This window comes from Buchnera aphidicola (Eriosoma lanigerum), from assembly GCF_964059125.1.
Taxonomy (GTDB): Bacteria; Pseudomonadota; Gammaproteobacteria; order Enterobacterales; family Enterobacteriaceae; genus Buchnera_D; species Buchnera_D aphidicola_C.
Genome location: NZ_OZ060395.1, coordinates 357,311 through 377,624 on the forward strand (window position 1 = coordinate 357,311; position 20,314 = coordinate 377,624).

Genomic DNA, 20,314 nt, shown 5'->3' on the forward strand with positions numbered 1-20,314 from the left:
TAATATATATATATTCATTAATATATAAAAATTTATAAAAAATGATTAAAAATTTAACAGAAGAAAGCAAAATTTTATTAAAAAATTCTATTTTTTTTTCTAATAAAAACGTGCTTGTCTATGGTGATATTAAAGATAATTTACCTTTTTTATTACCTTCTCAATTAACTCACATATATATAACAAAATATAATATATGGAAATTATTAAATAATGAAATAAAAAATTGCTATGTACATTTTAATTTTAAAATAAAAGAACAACATTGTTATAAAACAGATATATTAATTTATTATTGGCCTAAAGATAAAAAAGAAGCAATATTTCAATTAAAATATTTATTTTCATGTAATTTTATAAAATGTCTATTAATTGTTGTAGGAAAAAATATTAAAGGAGTACGTAGTGCTCCAAAAATTATTAATAACTGGAGTAATTTAAAAAAATTAGATGTTGCTAAACATTGTTCTATATATGTTGGAAATATTCGTCAAAGCATTCAATTCCATATAGAAAAATTATTTAATACATATGTAATTAATAATATGACTATAAAAATACTACCTGGAGTCTTTGGATATAAATCAATTGATCAGGGAACTTTATTACTTACTTCAACTTTTTTAAAAAATTATACTGGAAAAGTACTCGATGTAGGTTGTGGATCAGGTGTATTATCTATATTATTGTTTCAAATTTCATCAAAAATTAATTTAACTTTAATTGATATTGATTCAATTTCATTAGATAATTGTACTTATAACCTAAAATTAAATAATATTCCAGGAAAAGTATTAGCTAGTGATTTATTTTCTAATATTAATGAAAAGTTTGATTTAATTTTATCAAATCCACCTTTACATGAAGACATACAATTAACTACTAAAATTATCAAAAAATTAATAGTAGAATCTAGTCAATACTTAAATAAAAATGGAGAACTAAGATTTGTCACTTTATCTTCATTATTATTTTGTAAATTATTACAAACATATTTTTCTAAAATTAAAATTTTATTAAAAAATCGTTGTTTTATTGTATATCAAGCATTTTTATAAAAATTAATTTAATATTTATTATATTAAATTATTTAATATATTTTTGGTACCCGGAGCGGGACTTGAACCCGCAAAGCTAAAAAGCCGAGGGATTTTAAATCCCTTGTGTCTACCAATTTCACCATCCGGGCAAATTAGATTTGAAAAATATATGAGGCGCATCCCGGAATCGAACCGAGTTATACGGATTTGCAATCCGCTGCATAACCAATCTGCCAACGCGCCTAATATTATTGATATAATAAACTAAAAATAGAGTATTTATCAAGAGATAATATTATTATTTTTTACAATTTTTATCAAGAAATAATTAAAAACATATTAATTAAAATATTTTTTTTTTAAATTTATGATAATTTAAAATAAAAATAATTATTTTTGTATATTAAATATAAATAAAAATTATAATTAATAAAATAAATATATAAATTAATAATCATAAATAAAAACATATTTATATAAAATTATGATATAATAAATGTAAGAATTTATTTAAAATTAATTTTTTATTCAATTTATTTATTGTACAAAATAAAGTAATTAACAATATTTTAAAAACAATAAATAATTTAAATGTAAAATAATTATAATAAATGGAGGGATGGCCGAGTGGCTTAAGGCAGCGGTCTTGAAAACCGCAGGTGAATAAAGATCATCCGAGAGTTCGAATCTCTCTCCCTCCAAAAGTAGTAAATTTAATATTACTGCAAGTTCTATACATTTAATTAATGAAAACTTTGTTTTTTTTTTTTAAATTAATTAATTTTTAATTTATGCCCTCAACATCAATTTCTACTCTTCTATCCGGAGCTAAACAACTAATTAATAACGATTTGTTATTAATATTTTTACAAAATTTACTAGCAATGGAAGATTCTTCTATTGTTTTTTCTTTAATATATTTTTTAGCTATTCCTCTAAATGTCAAATAATTTGAAATTGATTTCATACGATCAACAGATATTTTTTCTTGTTTAGATTTTATTCCAAATTTATCACTATATCCTGTAATGTTATATATAACGTAAGAAAAATTCATTTTTTTTATTTTTTCATTCAATTTTTCTAAAATTAAATGAGCAGCAGAAGTTAATTTAGAACTTCCAAAAGGAAATAAAATTGTTTCTTTTATATGTGTTGTTGTATTCATAATAAAAGAATTAGATTTATTAAAATAATGAAGTGGAACTAATGGAAAGAAAAAACTCATATTAAATTTTCCATGTTTAAATGCTAATTTATTGTTATATTTTATATCTGTAGAATTCATTTCTAATTCATAACCAAACCGATATAATACATGATTTTTGAACATTCGTTCAAAACCAATAGAAAATGTTTCTACTAATTTCGCTGTACTTTTCATTATTTGTTTTAACGGTAATTTTTTAAAAAATAAATAAGGTTGGATCTTACTTCCTATGCTATGATAAATAAATAACTTATTAAATATTGGATAAGATAACTTGATACTTGAATTTAGTTCAATATTTTCAAATTGATTTAATCTATAATTTTTATCAATATTGATATTATCAACATTTAATTCAAAGCTTAAATATGAATTTTTTTCGTATCCTAATATAATAGAATTTGGAATTTTCATTCTTTTTTGCTTAAGATGTTTGGTACTAAAAAAATTATAGTAAGATTTAAGATTGGAATTAGACAAATTAGTTTGTGTACCTAAATATAACTCTGATGTATTATCATCAGCTTTGACGTTAACAGGAAACAATAATAAAATTACAATAAAAAAAAATGGATATTTCATATTCCCCTTACTCTATTATGGTAAAATACAATTTTACAAAAAAAAAATTTTAAAATATACATTATTCAATAAAATATATTAAAATATTTAAATATTTTAAATTGAACTAAAAATCAATCTTATTTAATTAATAACACAAAATACTTTTATATTTCATGATTAAAATAGATATAGTATTTATTACTAGTTAAATAAATTTATTTTAAATTTATGTATCATCAATACAAATTTAAAAAATATCATTAATTAATTTTTTAATATTTTATGTTTATAACATATTAAAGTTATAGTAATACACTTACTATAAATAAAAATTTACAATTATAATAAAAAGAACAATTATTCTTATTAATAAAAATTATAATTTATAGATTATTTTATATTAATAATACAATGATAATTATCATAAATTTCAAATAGAGATAAGATTATTCATCTAATAATACATTAAAGACCTATATAAAAAAAAATGAATTAAAAAAATGAAAACAAGAAAAATAATTGTATTAATTTTATTATAAGAATTTTAAGTAAAAAAAAATATATTACTGTGTTTTCATTCTTGTAAAATATATATTTTATTATAAAAAACAATATTTTATATTGTATATGATACTATAAGTAATATTACTGAAATTTTCATAATATAATCTATATACAAATTGATAAATTATTATAGAAAAATAATTTTTAATATCATATATTTATTTAATACTATTTTTTAAGTACATTACATACATAAAAATATGTAAAATATAATTTAATTAAGAAAATAATATATATTTAATTATTTGACTGTAATTGATGTAAATCGTGTTCAAGTTCAAAAATAATATTTAAAAAATTACTTATATATTGAATATAATATATTTAAAAAATATATAATATTAAATGAATATATGAATTATACATAAATAAACAATTTCATTAACACAGTTCTACTATTTATAGAATCAATATTGAATATCATAGATAAAATAATCAATATAATTAATTTAAAATTACAACTTCTCCATGAGCACCAACTATACCAGTAATAATTTTCCCATTATCCATAACTACATCTATAGTATCATTCATTAAAGCATTACTTAAAGCTTTTCCTTCAGACATAACTATAAATCCATTTCCTTTAATTATAACTGAAATACGTTGATGTAATTTAACTAACCATGGTTTATGTATCATTTCTATTAATATTGGTTCATTTGGTTGAATGTGACGCATGGCAATATTATTTATTACTTGTTTTGTATTTAAACAAACGTTTTCCGATATTTGATCTAATTGTCCTTCTATAACTTTAATATCATTGAATGATATGGTTGCTCCAAAATTAATATGTTTTGCTGATACTAAGTATTTTCCATATACAAATAAATTAAATTGAATTAATTGACTAAAATTTTTACAAATAATTACAGCATGCATTTTCCCCCATTTTGGAGCATTTGACATTAGAACAATATCTGGTTTATTACAAATAATTTTAATATTATTTAAATTTTTTATATTTATTTTCATATTATGAGAATGGATAGGATCTCTTTTTTGTAATAACTTCATTAGTGCATTAGAAATATTAAAATTACTTCCCATATTTTTATCTAGTAATTCTGCAGAGTTAACTGATGATATAAAACATGTTAAAAAAAATATAATAATATTAAAAATATTAAACATCAAATCTCCTGATTTCAATCATATCTAAAAAATATTATAAAAGTATTGCAATACTAAAATATAATATATAATAAACAAACACACAAAAATAATTTTTTATATAATATTAATAAATCTTATGAAATCAAGTTAAAATACATACATAATGTAGATTATGTATTAATTTTATTATATAATACATAAATACGTAATTTTTAAAAAATTATTAATTATTAATTAAAATTTAATATAATTATTCACATTAATTACATATTTAGGAATCGTATGTTCAATAAAATATATAATGCTTTTAAATTTAATGATACAGCACTAGATTTAATTAGTTATAGACAAGCAATTTTAGCATCTAATATTACTAATTCCAACACTCCAAATTATCAATCTAAAGATATTAACTTTTCCAAAGAGTTAAAAAAATCTATGATAAAAAATATCAATTTCAAACGATTACCATTAATAAACACATCATGGAAACATATTAATCATTCTAACGAAAGTTATATTTCTAAGATTAAAGTATTTAACACAAATTCTAAAAATCAATCATCTATTCATAATTCTGTCAATATGAATATAGAACGTGTTAAATTTATTAATAATTCTATTCAGTATCAAACTGTATTAACTTTATTAAATAATCAAATTAAAAATATGTTCAATGTAATACAAGGATAAAAATATGAACTTATTCAATGTGTTAGATATTGCATCATCAGGATTAGATGTACAATCAAAAAAAATTAATATGAATGCTACAAATATAGCTAACGTTGATAGTATGATAATTAAAAATAAAAAAATGTATCCATATGTTGCGAAAAAAATATTATTAAAATTTGATAATAATAAAAATATAGGAGGAGTTAAAATAGATAAAATTATACCAGATTCAGCTTCTTTTAATTTATTATATAATCCCAACAATCCCATGTCTGATAAAAATGGTTATGTTAAGACTTCAAACGTTAATGTGGTTTCTGAAATTATTGATAGTATTTCAGCATCTCGAAATTATCAAGCAAATATTGAAATGATTAATACCATTAAACTACTATTAATAAAAACATTATCAATGGGTCAATAAAAACTAAATTTAGTTAAAAATGTTCAATATATATAAGAAATAAAATTTATTTGTAAAAATTTGATATCAATAAATGTTTGTTATTAATCCAATGTATATATATGTAAGTATGTAATGTAAAAATAACAATTTGTATGTTATTAAATAAATAAAATATATAAATTAGATTAATAAATATAATTGAAATAATATATTGAACTAATATAATATAATCTCAGTATATATAAAATAATTTTTATAAACAAAAAACAAATAAAACTATGTTGATAATCTTAATAATTCATCAACATTGATACAATCTAATATAGATATTAAATAAAAAGTTAAAATAAATTGTAATCTTAATATATAATTAATCATTAGTACTATTAAAAATAAAATACCAATGAATTATTAGAATTATAAAAATTTATTTATAGATTATTTGATTGTAAAAAAAATAAAAATATTGTTATTATATTTAATTATTTTATTATAAAATTTCAAGTATCTACATTATTGAATTAAAGTATAAATAAAATCACAAAAATTTAATTTTAATATTTCTTTAAGGAAGTTAGATATGAGTTTTTCAGATTCTATTAGTGGACTAACAGTAGCTATGAATCAAATTAATACAATTGGTAACAATATAGCTAATGCAACAACTAACGGATTTAAATCTGATAGAACGTATGTCCATGATATGATCAATCAATCTAATCAAAATAACAATTCTATAAATAATGGTGCAGGAGCTGCATTATCTCGTATCACTCAAGATTATTCACCTGGTACGATTAATAAAACTGGAAATAATTTAGATTTTTATATTAATAATGATGGATTTTTTCGTTTACAAGATTTAAATAATTCTATTTATTATACAAGAAATGGAGAATTTCATCTTGATGAAAATCAAAATTTAGTTAATATAAATGGAATGTATTTAACTGGATATTTACAAGATAAAACATCTCCTGAAAAAAAATTAAAAAAAGATGCTGAAATAATCAACTTTAAGAAATTTTATCAAATACCAGCTAAAAAAACTACTAATGTTGATTTAAAAATAACATTTGATAAGAAGGAATTATCACATTTAGATGCATTTGTAAAAGATGATCCAAATACTTATAATCATAAAACTAATATGATACTATTTGACGAAAAATTACAACCACATATTATTGGTATATACTGGAAAAAAAATTTTTCTACAGTATGGACTATTCATATGTTTGATGAAACTGATAATAATAAAAAATTAACAAGTTTCTTTTTGGAATTTTATACTGAAGGACCTTTAATGGCTAATCCTCCTCAGTTCGTCACTATTCAATCAGATGATTTTAAAACATCTGAAGTTAAAATTAATTTTGTTGATTGTATTCAAGAAGATCAACCAACTGATTTTAGTGTACCGATGCAAAATGGATGTAGACCAGGTGAATTATATTCATACAATATTTTAGAAAATGGAAATATTATTGGATATTATACTAATGAACAAAGTGATCTTATAGGGAAAATTGCTATTACTAATTTTTCTAATTTAGATGCTTTAACAAAAAAAGATGATAATTTATGGTTTATAAATAAAAACTATAATTCCAAATTTGTATCAATGACAGATAATAACCAAGAAAACTGTTTAACTATAGGAGCTTTGGAAAATTCTAATGTTAATATAAATAATGAATTAACAAATCTTATTACAGCACAAAAAAATTATCAATCAATATCACAATCAATTCAAGTACAAAATCAATTACTTGAAACTTTATTGAATGATCTACGATAAATTATTCGTTTTAGGATAAAAGTATGGATAACACAATAGATATTGCTAAACAAGCTGCAAATCAAACTATCAATAAACAAGCAATCTCAGCTAATAATTTAGCTAATGTTTCAACACCTGGTTTTAAAGCTCAATTCAGAAATTTATTACATACAATTTCTAATGAAAATGATAATGATAAATTAACCATCGATTCCTTTCAATATGATTTATCACATGGAATAATTAGACATACTGAACAACCATTGGATATAGCTTTACCAGAAGATTATAGTTGGTTTCTTCTTAGAAATGATAGACTTGAAGATTTTTATACAAGAAATGGACATTTTGAAGTTAATGAAAAAGGAGAATTAACAATGAAAGGATTATATGTTATGAATCCAAAAGGTATTCCAGTAAAAGTACCAATTAATTCAATTCCTTCTTTTAATTCTGATGGTGTGTTAACTGCATTAGTGCAAGAAAATAATGAAAGTAAAGTGGTAACTATAGGACCCGTTAAAGTTGTTAATATATTAGATAATAGTTACTTATACAAACATCCAAATGGATTTTTTAGATTACGAGATACTAATGTACCTACAGTTGATTCAATTGTGGAAAAGAACGAAAAAGCACAAGTTATACCAGGTGCTTTAGAAGAAAGCAATGTTAATCCTACTGAAAATGTAATTGATATGATTAATAATACCAGACAATTCGATATGCAAATGAAAATGATATCTGATTGTAATGAAAATGAACAAAAAGCTAATTCTATACTAAATATAAACAATTAATAATGAGAATACTAAATTATGATTCCATCTTTATGGATAGCAAAGACAGGTCTTGACGCTCAGCAAATCAACATGAATGTTATATCTAATAATTTAGCTAATGTTAGTACAAACGGTTTTAAACGATCTCATGCTATTTTTGAAGATTTAATGTATCAAACACTACGTCAACCTGGTTTAACTTCTGATAATAATACAAATATTCCTTCTGGATTACAATTAGGTACAGGTGTACGTCCAATTGCAACCGAAAGAATTCATACTCAAGGAAATTTATCAAAAACTGGATCTACGAAAGATGTAGCAATTAATGGTCAAGGTTTCTTTCAAGTACAACTACCAGATGGTAGTATGGCGTATACTAGAGATGGTTCATTTCAAATTGATCGTAATGGACAGTTAGTTACTAATAGTGGATTTGCTATTCAACCAAGCATTAATATCCCAGTTAATGCAATTAATATGAATATTGGAAGGGATGGTTATGTTCATGTAACTTTACAAGGTGAAGTTAAAAACACTCCTATTGGACAAATAAGTTTAGTTAATTTTGTAAATAGTACTGGTTTAGAAAGTATAGGTGAAAATTTATATAAAGAGACTAATGCTTCAGGAAATCCAATCGAAAGTGCACCAGGAATGAATGGTTCAGGATCAATTTATCAGGGATTTGTTGAAACATCCAACGTAAATGTAGCTGAAGAATTAGTTAATATGATACAAACACAACGAGCATATGAAATTAACAGTAAAGCTATAACTAGTTCTGATCAAATGCTACAAAAATTATCTCAATTATAATATATTATGATAGAAAATTATTAATTTTAGTATTACAAATGTATAAAATTAACATAATACGCAATAATTTAAGGTAATTTTACTGTGTCTAAGTCATTTATTTTAAAATCTAAAATTTGTATAATAACCAGTGTTTTCCTTATACTGAATGGTTGTTCCTCTATTCCACATGACGATCAAGCACAAATAATGATTAATCATTCAAAAAAAATTTATTCAACAATTCCTAATAATGCAATTATGCAAGAAAGTAATAATCAATCGTTATTTGAAGATTATAGAGCACATAATATTGGAGATACAATGACGATTGTATTACAAGAAAATGTTAGTGCTAGTAATAGTTCTTCTGAAAATATTATTCATAACGGAAACAGTAATTTAGGTTTAACTACTTTTCCTAATCTTTTTAATATAATAAATAATAATTCTAAAAGTAGAGCAGAATTTAATTCTTCTGGTAAGAATGAATATTCTGGAAAAGGAAGTAGTACAGCTAAAAATATTTTTACAGGAATTATCACTGTTACTGTTGAAAATATATTACCTAATGGAAATATGGAAGTAATAGGAGAAAAAACGATAAAAATTAATAAAGGTACGGAAAAAATTCGTTTTTCAGGAATAGTAAATCCTAAAACTATTGGTAATAATAATTCAGTTATTTCTACTCAAGTAGCAGATGCACACATTGAATATCTCAGTAATGATTACGTCAATAAAAACAATCATATGGGTTGGTTACAACGTTTATTTTTTAAAATAGCTCCAATGTAAAATTATACTATTTTTCATTCAATATAGAAAATTTTATAATATTATAAGAATTGCATTTAATAATACACTATTAAGTATATATATATTAATATTATGTAAATTCGAAACTTTTTATTATTGTTGTATTATCACAATATTTAATATTACTACAAACACTTAATATTTCATTTTATAAATTTTTTAAATTCATTTATGATAAAATATTTAAAAATTGAGATATTAGGTTTGTAGTATTCAATAAATGCAATATTAAACATTTATTGTATTATTAATATAAATATAAAATATTGATAGAAGTAATTAAAAAGGTTTATTATGAATAACTTATTTTTTAAGACTATCTCTTTGTGTTTATTACTACTATGCAGTAATATAACATATGCTGATCGTATTAGAGATTTAACTACTGTACAAGGTCTGCAAGAAAATCAATTAATTGGTTATGGACTAATTGTGGGATTGGATGGTACAGGAGATGAAACTAGACAATCTCCTATAGCTAGCCAAAGCATGGCTAAAATGTTATCTAAATTAGGTATTACAACATCTCTTGAATCTAATAATATGAGATTACAAAATATTGCTTCTGTTATGGTGACAGCTACAATTCCATCTTTTAGCCATAAAGGACAAAAAATAGACGTGTTAGTATCTTCATTAGGTAATGCAAAAAGTCTCAATGGAGGAACATTACTAATGACTCCGTTAAAAGGAATAGATAATAAAATATATGCAATGGCTCAAGGTAATATAGTTATACATGATACTACTTACCTGCAACCTAAAAATATTTTTTTTAAACAATTACAACATTTTAATGGAGGTATTATTAATCAAGGAGCAATAATTGAATCAGAATTAAAAACAGATTTTGGAAAGCATGGTATTATTAATTTACAATTGAACGAAGAAGATTTTAGTATGTCACAACGTATTAGTGATAAAATTAATTTATATTATCCAGATACAGCTATTCCTTTAGATGCTAGAACTGTACAACTCACAACAACGGAAAATAGAGCTGTACAAATTAGAATGTTAGCAAATATTCAAAATATTGAAATCAATATTCCAATACAAGATGCAAAAGTAGTGGTAAATTCAAAAACAGGTTCCATTGTTATTAATCATGACGTACAATTAGGAAATTGTGCTATTGCACATGGTAAATTATCTGTAGTTATAGAAAAAAAAGAAATATCATTACACAATTTCGATGATTTATTATTAAATCAAGATCAAATTTCGAAAAAGAAACAACCATTAATTTCTATTAATAAGACAGTACAATTAAGGAACGACAACAATTTAAACAATATTATTCAAGCACTAACTACATTAGGAGCTCAACCAACAGAATTAATGTCTATCTTACAATCTATGAAAGATGCAGGTTGTTTACATGCTAAATTGGAGATTATTTAATGGAAACAAAAACATCATTATTACATACATCACTATCTAATACTATTACAAACGAACACCATAATTTATTTCAACATAAAAAAACAATTAATTCTTCAACAAAATTATTAGAATTAGGTAAACAAATTGAAAGTATATTTTTATCAATGATTTTAAAAGTTAGTTCTGTAGATATGTTTAAAAATAATTTATTTCATAATAATCAAGAAAGAATGTATTTAGATTTATATAATCAAACAATATCAACAAATATCAGTAAAAAAGGAATAGGATTGGCAGAATTAATAGAAAAACAAATTTTAACATTACAGTCAAATGAAAAACAACAATATCAATTGCAAAATACATAGTAAAATATATTATTTTTTTTTTGTTTAATTTATATAAAAATTCAAGAGACAATATGAATATATTAATGAATATAGCAAATAATGCGATGCAAAATATACAATTAAATTTAAACAAAAATATAGAAAATATAAATAAGACTAATCAAGATATTAAACATATTCAAAATATAAATAATCAAACAAATGAAGTTAGAAAATCTAACCAAAAGTTTTCTATTCATCCATTACCAATAAAAAATAACAATTCCGAATCATTGATAAAAAATATATATCATTTACATGCTAAGGAACAATTTGAAACAGCAGAATATAATAAAATCAATCGATTAAAAAATATTCTAAATAAATATCAATATATATTTTCTGAATTTATACCAAATTTTTATTCTGTACTTAGAGAACAAATCACCAAACAAACAGAAATAACTACATTTAGTTTAACAACAATTCTTGCTGCTAATGTAGTAATAGAACAAATAAAAAAATTAAATCACGAACTTTCTGAATTATATAAAACTGTTAACTATATGGTATATTACTATGTCTCTGCAATTAATCAAGATTTGAATATAATAAGTAAGAGTAATGCATTAATTCAAACATATTTATATACACAAAAAACAACTGAAACAGATTATTCAAATATATTAAATAATATTATTCAAAAAAGAAATGAATGTATTAATGAATTAAATGCCATTTTAGGTTCCGAAACAAATATAACAGAAAATAATTTTATAATTTCTATTAACAATAACTTTGAACTTATAAATAATTTAATGAGAAAAAAATTCTGTTATATCTGGAATGAATATGATAGCAATCAAGGAACTATAGCATATATTGAACCACTGACGGAAAAAAAACAGTCCATTGAATCTTTAATTACTACAGGTTGGTTAGGAGGAATATTACATTTTCGTAGAAAAATATTAGATAGTGCTACAAATAAAATTGGACAATTAATTGTCAATTTTGCTTGTAGTTTGAACAAACAAAATCATGAAGGATATGATATTAATCATCAACCAGGAAAAAATTTTTTTTCAAATTTATTTCCTGAAGTTAAAGCTAGTATACATAACAAATCAAAACATATATTGTTGTCTTCTTGGAGTTATTCTAATCTTATACAACCAGAAAAATATCAATTAACATTTCTTGGTAATAATAAATGGAAAATTAAAAAATGTTCTGATAATACAAATGTTAATTATATTATCAAAGATTTAGATGCAATCACATCTTCTATATCGTTTTCTGGAATAACATTAAAATATCACAAAACAGAAATGGTGAGTGATGATACATATCTCATACAACATGATTCTAATATAATTGATCAACTTACTGTAGAAGCTACTCCTGACACTCCAATTGCTTTATTTAAAAATCCTAATGATACTGAAGATCATATGTTAAATGCTCAAATTATGTATAACTTACATGAACAACCAATAGTTAATTCTCAAGAAACATTAAATGAATCGTATGAAAAATTTAAAAATAAAATACAACATAGAACAGCAGAATTACAATTAAATACTACTCAAAAAATATCTATGAGTAATTTGTTAATCAATGATCAAAATGATAAACAATCTAAAATGTTTAATTTTGAAAATATCTCTCAAAATATTGATAATCTTCATCAAAATTACATAGCTAATACTAAAGTACTACAAATAGCATCAGAAATGCTAGAAAATACTATGAAAGTTATGTAACCATAATTGTTATAATTATGAAATATAGTATGCATACGTCATATATATATAGTATATATGACGGTATTATGTTATTAATTATGAAAAATATAAATTTTAAAATTATAATAATAATATTATTAAATTCTTTTCAAACTATTTATTTTATAAACTGGAGAACTTGAAAGATTCTTTGCAACATGTGCTCCTGCACCTCTAAAATGAGTGATAAAACATCTTGAATGTATTTGCTTTTTATAAAAACATTTTTTCTTATTATAAATATAAGAAGAAACTTTTGTAATAGGAGCACTAGATTGTTCTTTTTGTATAATTATATTATTATTTTTTTTACTATTTATAGTATATATTACATAATTTAATATATTTTTTGAAGGAAAAAGATAATGATTAAAATAATAATTTATGTCGTGTTCTTTTAATAAGAAAATATTTTTTATTGTCATAGCAACTATATTATTTCGTAATATATCAATTAAACAAAATTTACTAGTATTCTTACTATAAGAAATTATGTGTACTTGATGTTGAATATATTTTTTTTTTATTTCTCTTAAAATTATATATATTTTTTTATAATAAATACGTAATATAATTAATAAATTTATATAATTTATATTATGTTTGATATGAGGTTTAATAAATAAAATTTCATAATATTGTAATAATGTATTTTCTATAACTTGTATAAATGACAATATTGAAAATAAATTTGATAACATGGATTTCATGTAACATTTTTTACTATCACTATTATCGTTATATATTAATATCAATTGATTATTGTTTAAAACTTCCAATGGAAAGGAATCAAGTTTAATTTTTTTAAAATAATTGTAAGAATTAAATAATACATTCATATAATAAATTTGATCTATATATATTGTTTTTATATTATTATTTGTTTTTATTTTTGTTTTTATTTTAGTTAAATTATTTTTATGTGCTAATTGCAAAAATTGCTTATTACATATTAAATTATTTTTAATATTAATGTTACTATTCATTTTAAATAACAATTTCTTATTTTTTCTTAAAAAATAAGAAAAATTATAAAAAATCTTATAATACATATTATTAATTTGAAAGCAATACTTAATATACTTATATTGTTGTAATTTATTTAGAGAATATTTTTTGTTATTGTTAGAATTAGAATTTAAATTTTTATGAACCACATTATATACTTGCATAAACTTTATTTTTTTATGATATTTTATTTTATTTTTTAAACAAATAATTTTATTCCAAAAAAAATTAATGTTGTACCATTTTTTTCTAATAATATTATTTTTATTATTTATTTTATAAAAAACCAAATACTGAAAAAATGATAATATTTTTTTTATTATTATTATTTTTTCAAAAAAAACATTTTTTATAACAATTAATTTATTAATTAATATTTTATATTTTTTTTGTAAAAATTTTTCTGTATACTTAGTTTTCTTATCAAATTTTTTTAAATTTGAAAAAATACGATTTTTAATTTGTTTTTTTTCAATATATCCTGGTTCAAAAATATTATTATTTTCATAATGATAAAATTTTGATAAATTATAGCCAACTTTTTTTATATTTTCTCCTTTACGAATACGTGTAATAGAATAATTAGGTGTTTTCATAAATTGATTAGGAATAATAATTGTATGTCCTCCTAGTTGTCTTTTTTCAATATTATTAACAGCACTTCTTTTTTCATTTAATAAATAAGATGCAATTTCAACAGGTACAATTACATGTACAGCATAGGTGTTTTCTTTAATCGCCTCTTCTTCTATTAATCTTAAAATAGATAAAGAAAGAGATTCATTATCCCTAATAGATCCAGTTCCTTGACATCTAGAACATACATGATAACTAGATTCACCTAAAGAAGGTCTTAAACGTTGACGTGACATTTCTAATAAACCAAAACGTGAAATATCTCCAATTTGAACACGGGCTCTATCATGTTTAACAATTTCTCTTAATTTATTTTCAATAGATTTTTGATGATGAACTAAAGACATATCTATAAAATCAATAACAATCAAACCTCCTAAATCACGTAAACGTAATTGACGAGCAATTTCATATACCGCTTCTAAATTAGTATTAAAAGCAGTAGATTCAATATCTATACCTTTAGTAGAACGAGATGAATTTACATCTATTGCAGTAAGAGCCTCTGTATTATCAACAACAATTTCTCCCCCTGATGGTAATCTAACTTCTCTATTAAAGGCAGAATTAATTTGAGATTCAATTTGATAATAACTAAATAATGGAATTGTTCCTGTATATAATTTAATTTTATTAGAAAAATCAAGTCTTCCTAATGAAGTAATATGACTATTAGCGATAGATAACATTTTTGGATTATCAATTAAAATTTCTCCAATATCTTGCCTTAAATAATCTCTAAAAGCACGTACAATAATGTTACTTTCCTGATGAAGTAAAGCAGGAGGAGAGCTATTTTTAGCTATTTTTTGAATAGATTTCCATAATTTCAATCTAAAATCTAGATCCCATTGTAATGTTTCAATAGATTTACCTAATCCAGCTGTACGAATAATTACTCCCATATCTTTAGGTATAGTTAATGACAATAAAATTTCTTTTAATTCAATTCGATCTATACCAATAATTCTTCTAGATATCCCTATTGCACGAGGATTATTTGGCATAAGGACTAAATAACTACCTGCTAAACTAATAAAAGTGGTTAAAGCTGCTCCTTTGTTACCTCTTTCTTCTTTGTCAATTTGTACTATTATTTCTTGTCCTTCTTTTAACATATCTTTGATATGTACAGTTGTATTAGATAGATAATTTTGAGATATTTCTTTTAATGGTAAAAAACCATGCTTTTCTAAACCATAATCAACAAAAACAGCTTCTAAACTAGGTTCAATTCTAGTAATTATACCTTTATATACATTTGATTTTTTTTTCTCAGAACCAGGAATTTCAATATCTAAATCATATAATCGTTGCCCATCTACTAAAGCTACTCTCAATTCTTCCTTTTGAGTAGCATTAATTAACATTCTTTTCATAATAAAACTCTCTCGTATTATTTAATAAAATTATAATACATTGCAGTAATTAAATAGAATTAATATATATTTAAATATTATTTCGTTGAGATCATTTATTTTTTTTACATATAATTGTATTATCTAAATTATTAATTAAAATTAAATATTAAACATAATTATCTAACATAAATAATTTAAAATAATTATAATAAAATAAAATTAATAAAATACGTAAAAACATATAGTACAATACATCATCAATTAATTTATATTTGACTAATGTAAAGTAATTTAATATTATAAAAATTATACTCTAAAATTTATTTATTTTTTTAACTAAAGAAATTATATATGTCTACTTTAATAAATTCTGTAAAATTTTTAATTATTAATGAAAAAATAATTCCTCAAAGAATTGATAATTATTTATTTACTAAATTCAAAAAAATACCTAAAAGTATGATATATCGAATTTTGAGAACAGGACAAATTAGAGTAAATAAAAAAAGAATCTTACCAAAATATAAATTACAAAACAAAGACGTTATTCGTATTCCTCCTATCATATGTAATAATATTGATATTAATATAAATAAAAAAAAAATTTCTAACAATGAAATACACCAATTGTCAAAAATAGTATTATTTGAAGACGATCACTTATTAGTTATAAATAAACCATCAGGAATTGCTGTACATGGAGGAAGTGGTATTCATACTGGAATCATAGAAAAGTTTAGATTATCACGTCCTTGTAATAAATATTTAGAATTAGTTCATCGAATTGATAAATCTACATCTGGTATACTTATTATTGCTAAAAAACGTTCCTCTTTGCATAGTTTACATCAACAATTAAGAGAAAAAAAAATAAAAAAAACATATACAGCATTAGTGCATGGTAATTGGCCAGTTCATATTAAAATTGTTCAACTTCCATTACTAAAAAAAAACAGTTCCTTATCAAAGGATAAAAATAGAGTATATGTCCATAAATTAGGAACATTATCAGAAACACATTTTAAAATAATAAAAAATTATAAATTTAATACTTTAATAAATGCATATCCAATTACAGGAAAAACACATCAAATTCGAGTACATACTGCACATACCGGTTACCCTATAGTATTTGATAACTGTTATGGACTAAAAAGTTTAGACTATAAAATAAAAAATAAAATGAATTTTCATGCAAAACAAAGATTATTATTACATGCAAAAAATATTACTTTTACACATCCCCAAACTAAAATAAAAATGAATATAGAAGCTTCATTAGACAAATCTTTTCAACAATGTTTAAATTTGTTGCAATAAAAAAATTTATTAATAAAAATAAAAAAAATATATACGATTAAGGATAAAAATAATGGCTGTTCAAAAAAATAAACCAACTAGATCTAAAAGAGGAATGAGACGTTCGCATGATTTTTTAAAGTTACCTACATTATCTATAGATAAAACTTCTGGAGAAACACACCGTAGACATCACATAACTGCAAAAGGTTACTATAAAGGGAAAAAAGTAATTTAACTTAATCATTATTATTATTAATATTTTACATACTAAACAATAATATAAAAAAATAATTTTTACATAAAAACAATTAAAAAACATTCTAAAAAATTTATAAAATTATTATTTATTAATAATATATATATATTTTATAAAAAGATAAATTATTTATTTAATATATATATATTGATATATATTATTTTAAAATAATGAAATATATTATTTATTATACATATTTAATATAATTCTTTTAAAATAAGGATTTTATTCAATGATAAATTTTGCAATGATTTTTCCAGGACAAGGTTCACATAAAGTAGGTATGTTAAATAAATTATATATATATCATAATATACTAAAAAAAACATTTGATGAAGCCTCAAATTATATTAATTATGATTTATGGAAACTAATAACAAGTAATAACTTACATCAATTAAATAAAAATAAATATATGCAAGCTGCGTTATTAACTACTTCTGTATCTATATATAGATTGTGGAAAAAAAAAATGGAATCATACCAACAATTGCAGCTGGTCATAGTCTTGGAGAATATTCAGCTTTAGTATGCGCAAAATGTATTAATTTTAATGACGCTTTAAAAATAGTAATGATTAGATCTAAATTAATGCAAGAATCAATGATAAAAAATCCAGGATTAATGATAGCTATCATTGGATTAAAAATAAATATCGTGCAACAAATTTGTACTAAATATTCAGAAATTCAAATTGTATCTATTGCTTGTATTAATTCAGAATCAGAAATTATTATTTCAGGTCATAAAAATGTAATACCTTTGGTTGGTTCATCTTGCAAAAAACATGGAGCTAAAGCAATTTTTCAATTATCAATTAATGTTGCATCACATTGCAATTTAATGAAATCTGCTGCAAAAAAAATGTTTCATGTATTAAAAAAAATAATATTTCATACTCCAGTCTTTCCTATAGTTAACAATGTTGATGTATCATGTGAATTTTCAGGAAAAAAAATTAAAGATGCTTTGGTTAGGCAATTATATCAACCAATCTTTTGGAAACAAAGTATTGAGTTCATTATATCTAAAAATATTTCTTTAATATTAGAAACAGGTCCTGGAAATATATTAACTAATTTAAATAAAAAATTAATGAATATTGTTACATTATCTTTAGAAGATCCAAAAAATTTTTTAATTTTAAATAAATATATTGAATAGGATTATATAACTGTGAAAAATCAAGTTGCATTAATTACTGGAGCTAATCGTGGAATTGGAAAAGCAATAGCAATAAAATTAAAAGAAAAAGTACAAACAATTATTGGAACATCTACTACTCAGAAAGGAGTAGATGATATTAATAAATTACTAAAAAATCATGGAAAAGGTATATTATTAAATATAAAAAATCATCTTTCTATACAATCTGAACTAAATAAAATTTATGATAAATTTGGAAACATAGATATTATTATTAACAATGCAGGTATTAATCATGATCATTTACTAATTAATACTAGTATACAAGAATGGGAAGATACTATACAAACTAATTTAACTTCTATTTTTTATATTACTAAAACTATTATAAAAAAAATGATTAAAAGAAGAACAGGAAGAATTATTACAATAGGATCCATGATAGGATATACTGGAAATATTGGTCAAATTAGTTATGCTACATCTAAATCAGCTTTAGTAGGATTTCATAAATCACTTGCATTAGAAGTAGCAAATAAAGGAATTACTGTTAATATTATAGCACCTGGTGTAATTGATTCAGGTATGACAAAAAAATTACGAATTAATCAAAAAAAAAAATATTTGTCTCAAATTCCTATGAAACGATTAGGAACAAGTGATGATATCGCTAATGCAGTAGTCTTTTTATCATCTGATCAATCTTCATATATTACAGGACATACATTACACATCAATGGGGGTATGTACATGATGTAATAAATAAAAAAAACCATACTATAAAAATAATCTATTTTCTATCAAATCATCTAGTATTAAAAATAGGAATTTTAATTATGATAAATGAAATTGAACAAAAAATAAAAAAAATTATTGCTAAGCAATTAGGAATCAAGCAAAAAAAAATAAAGAACACAGATTCTTATATTCACGATTTAGATGCTGATTCTCTAGATATTGTTGAACTAGTTATGTCTTTTGAACAAGAATTTAATATTGAAATTTCTGACGAAGATGCAGAAAAAATTGATACAATAAATAATACTATTAATTATATATATAATCGTATTAAAAAATAATGAATTGTCCATAAAACTAATATTGTTAAAAAAAATATTATACTCAACTATTAAAAATTAACTAATTTATACTAAATTGATAACTATTCAAATTCATGTGATTTGTATTAAAATTTATACTATACATAAAATATAAAAAATAAATAAAAAATTTTTATTATTTGTACATAAATATGTAAATCTTATTTTACTTATAGTATTATACGTAATTTATTTAAAAAATAATAATAATATGTATAATTTATATTCATATATACTTCA

General features: G+C 21.6%; 19 protein-coding genes and 3 tRNA genes. 17 read left to right on the forward strand and 5 right to left on the reverse strand.

Features of this window, described 5'->3' with window-relative positions; all coding sequences use genetic code 11:
• Positions 1-41: 41 nt before the first annotated feature.
• Positions 42-1,058, forward strand: coding sequence for a 16S rRNA (guanine(1207)-N(2))-methyltransferase RsmC (gene rsmC, locus AB4W75_RS01480; RefSeq protein ID WP_367679215.1), 1,017 nt, complete (start codon positions 42-44; stop codon positions 1,056-1,058).
• A gap of 44 nt (positions 1,059-1,102) precedes the next feature.
• Here the strand turns inward: rsmC and AB4W75_RS01485 are convergent.
• Both AB4W75_RS01485 and AB4W75_RS01490 read right to left on the reverse strand, forming a co-directional pair.
• A tRNA-Leu gene (locus AB4W75_RS01485) sits at positions 1,103-1,189 on the reverse strand.
• A gap of 23 nt (positions 1,190-1,212) precedes the next feature.
• Positions 1,213-1,283 (reverse strand) — tRNA-Cys (locus tag AB4W75_RS01490).
• 370 nt (positions 1,284-1,653) lie between these two features.
• Here AB4W75_RS01490 and AB4W75_RS01495 point away from each other — a divergent pair.
• Positions 1,654-1,741: transfer RNA gene (locus AB4W75_RS01495), tRNA-Ser, on the forward strand.
• A gap of 83 nt (positions 1,742-1,824) precedes the next feature.
• Here AB4W75_RS01495 and AB4W75_RS01500 read toward each other — a convergent pair.
• Both AB4W75_RS01500 and flgA read right to left on the reverse strand, forming a co-directional pair.
• Entirely contained in the window at positions 1,825-2,832 is a 1,008-nt protein-coding gene (locus AB4W75_RS01500; protein WP_367679216.1) for an OmpA family protein, read from the reverse strand.
• Positions 2,833-3,822: 990 nt separating this feature from the next.
• Positions 3,823-4,515, reverse strand: a complete 693-nt coding sequence (flgA, locus tag AB4W75_RS01505; protein ID WP_367679217.1) for a flagellar basal body P-ring formation chaperone FlgA — start codon at positions 4,513-4,515, stop codon at positions 3,823-3,825.
• 264 nt (positions 4,516-4,779) lie between these two features.
• Here flgA and flgB point away from each other — a divergent pair, with 264 nt between their 5' ends.
• From flgB to AB4W75_RS01550, 9 genes are all read left to right on the forward strand, one after another.
• Positions 4,780-5,190 (forward strand): flagellar basal body rod protein FlgB, encoded by a 411-nt coding sequence (flgB, locus tag AB4W75_RS01510; protein WP_367679218.1) that lies wholly within the window; start codon positions 4,780-4,782, stop codon positions 5,188-5,190.
• A gap of 4 nt (positions 5,191-5,194) precedes the next feature.
• Positions 5,195-5,599 (forward strand): flagellar basal body rod protein FlgC, encoded by a 405-nt coding sequence (gene flgC, locus AB4W75_RS01515; RefSeq protein ID WP_367679219.1) that lies wholly within the window; start codon positions 5,195-5,197, stop codon positions 5,597-5,599.
• Between the two features lie 562 nt (positions 5,600-6,161).
• On the forward strand, positions 6,162-7,382 hold the full coding sequence (locus AB4W75_RS01520) for a flagellar hook protein FlgE (RefSeq protein WP_367679220.1): 1,221 nt from the start codon (positions 6,162-6,164) through the stop codon (positions 7,380-7,382).
• A 23-nt stretch (positions 7,383-7,405) separates the two neighbouring features.
• Complete coding sequence (locus AB4W75_RS01525) at positions 7,406-8,164, forward strand: flagellar hook-basal body complex protein (RefSeq protein WP_367679221.1); 759 nt, start codon at positions 7,406-7,408, stop codon at positions 8,162-8,164.
• A gap of 18 nt (positions 8,165-8,182) precedes the next feature.
• Entirely contained in the window at positions 8,183-8,965 is a 783-nt protein-coding gene (gene flgG, locus AB4W75_RS01530) for a flagellar basal-body rod protein FlgG (RefSeq protein ID WP_367679222.1), read from the forward strand.
• 84 nt (positions 8,966-9,049) lie between these two features.
• Positions 9,050-9,742, forward strand: coding sequence for a flagellar basal body L-ring protein FlgH (locus AB4W75_RS01535; protein ID WP_367679223.1), 693 nt, complete (start codon positions 9,050-9,052; stop codon positions 9,740-9,742).
• A 315-nt stretch (positions 9,743-10,057) separates the two neighbouring features.
• Positions 10,058-11,167 carry a flagellar basal body P-ring protein FlgI gene (locus tag AB4W75_RS01540; protein WP_367679224.1) on the forward strand — a complete coding sequence of 370 codons (1,110 nt, stop codon included), beginning with the start codon at positions 10,058-10,060 and terminating at the stop codon, positions 11,165-11,167.
• Positions 11,167-11,517 carry a rod-binding protein gene (locus AB4W75_RS01545; protein ID WP_367679225.1) on the forward strand — a complete coding sequence of 117 codons (351 nt, stop codon included), beginning with the start codon at positions 11,167-11,169 and terminating at the stop codon, positions 11,515-11,517. The genes AB4W75_RS01540 and AB4W75_RS01545 overlap by 1 nt, the downstream gene beginning before the upstream one ends.
• A gap of 53 nt (positions 11,518-11,570) precedes the next feature.
• A complete protein-coding gene (locus tag AB4W75_RS01550; protein WP_367679226.1) occupies positions 11,571-13,244 on the forward strand; it encodes a FlgK family flagellar hook-associated protein in 1,674 nt (557 codons plus the stop codon).
• A gap of 119 nt (positions 13,245-13,363) precedes the next feature.
• Here the strand turns inward: AB4W75_RS01550 and rne are convergent, their stop codons facing one another.
• On the reverse strand, positions 13,364-16,288 hold the full coding sequence (gene rne / locus AB4W75_RS01555; RefSeq protein WP_367679227.1) for a ribonuclease E: 2,925 nt from the start codon (positions 16,286-16,288) through the stop codon (positions 13,364-13,366).
• A gap of 333 nt (positions 16,289-16,621) precedes the next feature.
• On the opposite strand from rne, the gene rluC reads away from it, so the two are divergent.
• From rluC to acpP, 6 genes are all read left to right on the forward strand, one after another.
• Positions 16,622-17,590: a 23S rRNA pseudouridine(955/2504/2580) synthase RluC gene (gene rluC / locus AB4W75_RS01560; RefSeq protein WP_367679228.1), complete on the forward strand. Its 969-nt coding sequence runs from the start codon at positions 16,622-16,624 to the stop codon at positions 17,588-17,590.
• 52 nt (positions 17,591-17,642) lie between these two features.
• Positions 17,643-17,807 carry a 50S ribosomal protein L32 gene (rpmF, locus tag AB4W75_RS01565; RefSeq protein WP_367679229.1) on the forward strand — a complete coding sequence of 55 codons (165 nt, stop codon included), beginning with the start codon at positions 17,643-17,645 and terminating at the stop codon, positions 17,805-17,807.
• A 253-nt stretch (positions 17,808-18,060) separates the two neighbouring features.
• Entirely contained in the window at positions 18,061-18,357 is a 297-nt protein-coding gene (locus AB4W75_RS01570) for a hypothetical protein (RefSeq protein ID WP_367679230.1), read from the forward strand.
• On the forward strand, positions 18,288-18,992 hold the full coding sequence (locus AB4W75_RS01575) for an ACP S-malonyltransferase (RefSeq protein WP_367679231.1): 705 nt from the start codon (positions 18,288-18,290) through the stop codon (positions 18,990-18,992). Before AB4W75_RS01570 ends, AB4W75_RS01575 begins: the two co-directional genes overlap by 70 nt.
• Positions 18,993-18,998: 6 nt before the next feature.
• On the forward strand, positions 18,999-19,733 hold the full coding sequence (fabG, locus tag AB4W75_RS01580) for a 3-oxoacyl-ACP reductase FabG (protein WP_367679673.1): 735 nt from the start codon (positions 18,999-19,001) through the stop codon (positions 19,731-19,733).
• Positions 19,734-19,813: 80 nt separating this feature from the next.
• Entirely contained in the window at positions 19,814-20,053 is a 240-nt protein-coding gene (gene acpP, locus AB4W75_RS01585) for an acyl carrier protein (protein ID WP_367679674.1), read from the forward strand.
• Positions 20,054-20,314: the final 261 nt, after the last annotated feature.

Coding starts and splice junctions, on each gene's coding strand:
- rsmC (WP_367679215.1), top strand. CDS start 42: ATGATTAAAAATTTAACAGAAGAAAGCAAAATTTTATTAAAAAATTCT.
- AB4W75_RS01500 (WP_367679216.1), bottom strand. CDS start 2,832: ATGAAATATCCATTTTTTTTTATTGTAATTTTATTATTGTTTCCTGTT.
- flgA (WP_367679217.1), bottom strand. CDS start 4,515: ATGTTTAATATTTTTAATATTATTATATTTTTTTTAACATGTTTTATA.
- flgB (WP_367679218.1), top strand. CDS start 4,780: ATGTTCAATAAAATATATAATGCTTTTAAATTTAATGATACAGCACTA.
- flgC (WP_367679219.1), top strand. CDS start 5,195: ATGAACTTATTCAATGTGTTAGATATTGCATCATCAGGATTAGATGTA.
- AB4W75_RS01520 (WP_367679220.1), top strand. CDS start 6,162: ATGAGTTTTTCAGATTCTATTAGTGGACTAACAGTAGCTATGAATCAA.
- AB4W75_RS01525 (WP_367679221.1), top strand. CDS start 7,406: ATGGATAACACAATAGATATTGCTAAACAAGCTGCAAATCAAACTATC.
- flgG (WP_367679222.1), top strand. CDS start 8,183: ATGATTCCATCTTTATGGATAGCAAAGACAGGTCTTGACGCTCAGCAA.
- AB4W75_RS01540 (WP_367679224.1), top strand. CDS start 10,058: ATGAATAACTTATTTTTTAAGACTATCTCTTTGTGTTTATTACTACTA.
- AB4W75_RS01545 (WP_367679225.1), top strand. CDS start 11,167: ATGGAAACAAAAACATCATTATTACATACATCACTATCTAATACTATT.
- AB4W75_RS01550 (WP_367679226.1), top strand. CDS start 11,571: ATGAATATATTAATGAATATAGCAAATAATGCGATGCAAAATATACAA.
- rne (WP_367679227.1), bottom strand. CDS start 16,288: ATGAAAAGAATGTTAATTAATGCTACTCAAAAGGAAGAATTGAGAGTA.
- rluC (WP_367679228.1), top strand. CDS start 16,622: ATGTCTACTTTAATAAATTCTGTAAAATTTTTAATTATTAATGAAAAA.
- rpmF (WP_367679229.1), top strand. CDS start 17,643: ATGGCTGTTCAAAAAAATAAACCAACTAGATCTAAAAGAGGAATGAGA.
- AB4W75_RS01570 (WP_367679230.1), top strand. CDS start 18,061: ATGATAAATTTTGCAATGATTTTTCCAGGACAAGGTTCACATAAAGTA.